General features: G+C 42.6%; 6 protein-coding genes. 2 read left to right on the top strand and 4 right to left on the bottom strand.

The genetic code is table 11. The annotated features are described in order from the left end of the window. The first annotated feature begins 302 nt into the window (after nucleotides 1-302). Nucleotides 303-644 (top strand): type II toxin-antitoxin system RelE/ParE family toxin, encoded by a 342-nt coding sequence (locus RMO55_RS03600; protein WP_310423637.1) that lies wholly within the window; start codon nucleotides 303-305, stop codon nucleotides 642-644. Next, on the top strand, nucleotides 641-916 hold the full coding sequence (locus RMO55_RS03605; RefSeq protein WP_310423640.1) for an XRE family transcriptional regulator: 276 nt from the start codon (nucleotides 641-643) through the stop codon (nucleotides 914-916). The genes RMO55_RS03600 and RMO55_RS03605 overlap by 4 nt, the downstream gene beginning before the upstream one ends. A 15-nt stretch (nucleotides 917-931) precedes the next feature. Here RMO55_RS03605 and RMO55_RS03610 read toward each other — a convergent pair whose 3' ends face one another. The 4 genes from RMO55_RS03610 to RMO55_RS03625 form a co-directional block, all read right to left on the bottom strand. After that, nucleotides 932-1,315 carry a type II toxin-antitoxin system VapC family toxin gene (locus tag RMO55_RS03610; RefSeq protein WP_310423643.1) on the bottom strand — a complete coding sequence of 128 codons (384 nt, stop codon included), beginning with the start codon at nucleotides 1,313-1,315 and terminating at the stop codon, nucleotides 932-934. Next, complete coding sequence (locus RMO55_RS03615; RefSeq protein WP_310423646.1) at nucleotides 1,316-1,531, bottom strand: DUF2281 domain-containing protein; 216 nt, start codon at nucleotides 1,529-1,531, stop codon at nucleotides 1,316-1,318. 124 nt (nucleotides 1,532-1,655) lie between these two features. Next, entirely contained in the window at nucleotides 1,656-3,344 is a 1,689-nt protein-coding gene (locus RMO55_RS03620; RefSeq protein WP_310423649.1) for a restriction endonuclease subunit S, read from the bottom strand. Continuing rightward, the coding region (locus RMO55_RS03625) for an N-6 DNA methylase (protein ID WP_310423652.1) at nucleotides 3,344-4,025 on the bottom strand (682 nt) is incomplete at its 5' end. The genes RMO55_RS03625 and RMO55_RS03620, both read right to left, overlap by 1 nt.

Genomic DNA, 4,025 nt, shown 5'->3' on the forward strand with positions numbered 1-4,025 from the left:
GCACGATCCGGTGAATATGCAGGAAATCCAGCCGCGCTTTGTGGAAGAGGGTGTCTGGTTACGTCCGTTTGGACGACTGATTTATACGATGCCCCCCTATATTATTCAGCCCTCGGAACTCACCGCAATTACTAGTGCGATTTATAAAATTGTCGATCGGATTTAGTTTTGGATCTCAGGGGGATTTGTCCGATCGACCATTACCGCTACAGATGAAACTAGCTACATCAAGCGTTAAAATAGAAGTGCAAACTTTAAAGTTCGTTAGCGTAGCGTGCTGTAGCTAATCGAATAGCCAAGCCATGACCGATAAACCTCTTGAATGGATTGGTGCGGCAAAAAAAGATCTAATGGAGTTCCCCGACGATGCACGTCGTCAGGCAGGGTTTGAGTTACGGTCGATTCAGCAAGGCGATCTTCCTTCGGACTTTAAGCCGATGTCCATTATTGGAAAAGGAGTGGAGGAGATCCGCATTCGGACTGACAATACCTACCGGATTTTTTATGTCGCGAGGTTTGAGGAAGCTGTGTACGTTCTTCATGCTTTTCAAAAGAAGACTCAGAAAACTTCCAGTGGTGATATCGATCTGGGACAACAACGATACAAACAAATGCTGCAACAACGCCAGGATGATTCAGAATGACTCAAACCAATCAAAATATTTTTGAAGATCTGGGTTTCTCGGCGGAGGAATCAGAAAATTTGAGGGTTCGATCGGATTTAATGATTAGTCTGCGAAAGTTAATTCGATCGAATCAATGGAGTTTGGAGGAAGCGGCATTACAGCTAAAAACAACGATCGATTGTGTAGAAGAATTGCTTGCAGGAAAGATCGATCGGTTTCAAATCGAGCCATTAATTACGATGTTAACTCATGCTGGGATGAAGGTTCGCGTTGAGGTTGTCGCGGCTTAGATTTGACTGCCACGACTAAGTATCCCATAATCTAGTCACAGGATAAGCATCAAATTGACGATCGCAACTAATAATAGTCAACGCAAGATCGATAGATTGGGCAATTAAAATTCTGTCAAATGGGTCTCGATGATGTAACGGTAGATTTAGATATGTTTGAATAGCAGTAATGTTAATCGGTAAAATTGAGATGTCTTGCTCGATAAGATTTTGCTCGATCGCTTGAAAGTTAGTTTTTAGTGTTAGTTTGCCAATATTAATTTTGATAGCGATTTCCCAGATTGATACAATGCTCACACATACAGCTTCAGCCGATTCAATCTGCTGTTTTGTACCGAGCGGTAATCGTGAATCGTTGTCTAGAAACCAAATCAGGGTATGAGTATCTAATAAAAACAATTACATATACTCCTGAAGATCTTCTAGCGGTGCATCAAAGTCATCGGACATCTCAAACATACCTTGCATGGTACCTGCTTGACGACGTTTTGCTGTTGGTGTCGGTGGATTGATTTGAGCATAGTTTGCCGCGAGAAATTCGGCATAGTGGAGTACTTCCTGTTGCAGTTTTTCGGGAAGCTTTTCGAGGCTGGCAATTAGGGTTGGAGATAGCATTTTAGAAATACTTTGAGTAAGCTAAATAAGTATCGATTACACCTATTTTACCATTTTCCTATCGATCGACCATTACCGCCAGAACCCCGACTTTTCCAAAAAGTCGGGGTTCTTTACTCGCTAGCTAAAGCTGCGGCATCAATGCGTTCAATAAATCTGTCTGTTTGCTTTTACCAGATGAGATCGACTCCTCCAATCGATCGCACATTCCCATCAATCGATCGATCTTTTCCACTATTCGCCCTTGTTCTGCAAGAGGTGGAACTGCAATTAACATTTTTCTTAATCCATTCAGTGGAACAGTTTTCTGAGCGATTCCAGTAGCAACTGAAGTGGCATATTTTAGTGCATAACTGGACTTCAATAAATGCAGGAGATATTCTACTGGAGAAGATTTAGCTGATTTAAGAATTGCAACGTGACGCTGTACACAAAACTCAAGGTCACTATCGATAAAAATGGGTATGCCGTAAGAACCAGTTACAGTATATAAAATATCATTTGTTGCTGGCTTTCTTCCCCAATCTAATGATTCATAATAATCATGCGGTACAAATCTACAATTCTCTAGACTAACTTTACCTGTATTTAGGTTTCCGATAACTAGAAAAGGAATGCCAGTATCTGATTTTGGGGGTGCTTGATGATCGCCATCAGTAACCAATGCCAAAACATCTTGTAAATTTGCCCATTCCCAACCGCTTGACAAATCATAAGGCACTTCTTTCAAATTTATATCAGGTGAAGGTTTAGATTGCTTAATTTTCCCTTCCTTCACCAATCGCTGCTTCTCAAGCTCGATCGATCTCAATAATTCACTCGCGGGTTCATCATTGGGATCTTGTCGTACCAATTTGCCCATGACGGCGAGTTGAAGGATGGTTTTGCGTAGCTCGACTACGTTTTCTTTGACAGAATAGAGTTCGCCGAAATGTTGGGTGATGAAACTCCAAGCGGTGCTAAATTCGCTGCTATCCTTGGCTGTCAACAGTCGATCGAGTGCCGCTGTATGGACGGTGAGCAGCCGTTGGGATCGATCGATCCGCAATTTCTCCAATTCATCACAACGCGCCATTAGTTGGTCGATTTTGGCAAGAATCCGGTGTTGTTCTGCGAGGGGTGGAAGAGAAATTAGAGCATTTCTCATATCCTTAACATTGACATGTTTTGCTCCAATTCCTTTATATACAGAAAGAAGTCTTGTCAGAAATAATGGATTAGATATTGATAACTGCAAATACCTGGAAAGAACCCCTTTTGTAGGTCGAAATAGCATTACTCGTTGCCCAAGACAACATTGCATTCCTGTTGGAATAATTACTGATTCACCTACACTTCCTTCTCTTGCAAAAATCACATCACCTGCTTGAGGAGAAAGGCGATTAATTCTATCTAAATAAGTTTCTTCAGAAACATAACGCAATTTATGATAAGTTATGTCTCCACCCTTAAAGCTATTAGTATCAATACAAATAATTCCATCAGGAATAAATTTTGCAGTTGAATGAGGACAATCAACAATTATTTCACATATTGTTTCTATTCTTGTCCATTGCCATAAATTAGGAAGTCTTGATGGTATATCTATTAGAGCGATAGGAGGTAAAGTTTTAGTGTCTTTGATTTTCCCTTCCTTCACCAGCAGTTCTTTCTCTAACTCGATCGATCTCAACAGTTCACTAGCTGGCTCATCATTCGGATCTTGCGGTACTAACTTCCCCTGCATCGCTAGAGTTAAAATCAATTCCCGTAACTTCTTAATCCCATCAGGCGCAGCAAAAGCCACATCAAAATGTTGTTCCAAAAGACTCATTAGTTAGCCCCCAACGCCTGCATCAATTCCTGCTTCAGCGAGTTTTGAGCATCTGTCATTTGTCGATCGATCTCCAGATATTCCCGCATCAACTCATTCGGATCGCGGTGATTTATGGCTACCTCGTGGGGATTTTTGCAATCGAGATTATAGTTCCGCGCCGCGATTTCCTGGGCTGAAACCTTCCAGGCATATTCACTCGGCTGACGATTTTGCCACCAATTTTTTTCGCGATCGAATTCTTGAATTGTCAGCGGTTTCGAGCGTGAATAAGACTTATATCCAGGTGGATAAGGATGCTCAAAAAACCACACATCCGCAGTCGAGCCGCCCTTATCAAAAAACAGGATATTGGTATTAATGCTCGTGTAGGGGCTGAATACGCCCTTGGGCAACCGGACGATCGTATGGAGATTGAACTCTTCCAGCAACTCGCGCTTGAGATTGGTTTTCGTCCCCTCGCCAAACAGGAACCCATCGGGTAAAACCACCGCAGCGCGTCCCGTATCGGGCTTGAGCAGGTGCATAATCAACGCCATGAACAAATCGGCGGTTTCGCGGGTTTGGTACTTCTTGGGGAAATTGCTTTCAATCCCATCTTCCTCCATCCCCCCAAACGGCGGATTGGTGATGATGATATCCACCCGATCTTTGGTGCCATAATCGCGGAGCGGACGGCTG

It is taken from the genome of Chamaesiphon sp. VAR_48_metabat_135_sub (assembly GCF_031418915.1).
GTDB lineage: Bacteria > Cyanobacteriota > Cyanobacteriia > Cyanobacteriales > Chamaesiphonaceae > Chamaesiphon.

Bases quoted from the DNA above. Each gene is read 5' to 3' on its own strand.
- RMO55_RS03605 (WP_310423640.1), top strand. From the start codon at position 641: ATGACTCAAACCAATCAAAATATTTTTGAAGATCTGGGTTTCTCGGCG.
- RMO55_RS03615 (WP_310423646.1), bottom strand. From the start codon at position 1,531: ATGCTATCTCCAACCCTAATTGCCAGCCTCGAAAAGCTTCCCGAAAAA.
- RMO55_RS03600 (WP_310423637.1), top strand. From the start codon at position 303: ATGACCGATAAACCTCTTGAATGGATTGGTGCGGCAAAAAAAGATCTA.
- RMO55_RS03620 (WP_310423649.1), bottom strand. From the start codon at position 3,344: ATGAGTCTTTTGGAACAACATTTTGATGTGGCTTTTGCTGCGCCTGAT.